The following is a 1,360-nucleotide window of genomic DNA, read 5'->3' as shown; positions in this document are numbered from 1 at the left end:
TTAAAAAATTTCCAGGATTTTCAACTGTTCTTAACGGATCAAAAAATCGCTTTTGAAAAACAAAAGCAAAACTTACAAACGCAATTAAATCATTTACAAGAAAATAAACCGCTTCCGCATCTTCAAAAACAAGTAACCTTCAAAGATGTTTATGGGATGGAAACTGAAAAAGAAGAATTAGAAGACTTATTAACTTATTTTCGGACCAACCAATCCTTGATTAACTTCGATCACGTCCGCCCCAAAGGTTATTTACTTTATGGCCCCCCAGGGACAGGTAAAACTTTTTTAATCAAAGCTCTGTGTGGCGAAGCAAACGTGCACTTTATTAATTTAATTCCTGCCAAACTAGATCAAAAATACATTGGGGAAGGCAAAGAAATTTTAGAAAAAATTTGGCAAGAAGCAGAAAATTATGAGCGTACCATTATCTTTATTGATGAAATTGATGGCTTACCTAATCGCGGTGATCGTAATACTTCTTCGGTAAGTGCCAATATTGTTAATACCCTTTTAGATAAGTTAGATGGTTTTCAGCGCTCGGATAAAAAAATTGTTTTAATGGGAGCCACCAATAATCTTGCGAAAATTGATCCTGCTTTACGTAGTCGTTTCAGTAAAGAAATCTATATTGGACATTTAAAAGATACTGAAATTGAAGGTTATCTAAAACATATTATTGTTCCTTATCAAATTAGTTATCATACTTTCTTAGCTTTAAAAGAGATTGCCCAATTATGCCAAGAAAAAAAACCTCTCTAACCGTGATTTAACGACGATCATCGAAGAAGCTTACAAAAAAACCGCTAAATGGCAACAACAAAATCCTCAAACTCATGAAGTAATGTTGCCGTCGGATCTGGAAGAAGTTTTAAATTTGAAATTCAAAATAAAACGGGATGTTCAGCAAGTTAAACAAAGAAGAATAGCATGTGAAAACCAATACGCCCAATGGCGTCAAGGTATCTTACAATATTTAGATAAACCAAAAGATGAAACAAAAATTGAATGTTATTATACCTTCCATGGTTTAAATGGCATTAACTATTACCAACGTCGCTATGCTCAAATCCAAGCGGAATTAAATGCTATTAATCAACAATTAACTGAAATTAACCAAAAAAATAAAATTCCACAATTAGAACAAGAATTAGTCACTTTAAACCAAACCCCTGATAAATACCAACAAACCATTAAAGATAAAAATCAAGAAATTATGGATATTAGAGACCATTTAAAGTCGCTTCAAGCTCATGAAGAAAGTTTAAGAAAAGAATTAAAACTGGTGGAAAATCGTCGGGAACTCCAAAAAGAACCTACTAACCTTGCCAACTACATTAAAGAAGGTTACCCTTTTGAC

At 32.9% G+C, this 1,360-nt stretch carries 1 pseudogene; it reads left to right on the top strand.

Features of this window, described 5'->3' with window-relative positions:
* A pseudogene (locus OC698_RS03085) lies at positions 1 to 1,360 on the top strand (ATP-binding protein); the annotation flags it as partial.

This window comes from Candidatus Phytoplasma gossypii, assembly GCF_030586975.1.
GTDB lineage: Bacteria > Bacillota_I > Bacilli_A > Acholeplasmatales > Acholeplasmataceae > Phytoplasma > Phytoplasma citri.
This window is presented reverse-complemented; position numbering and strand designations above follow the sequence as displayed.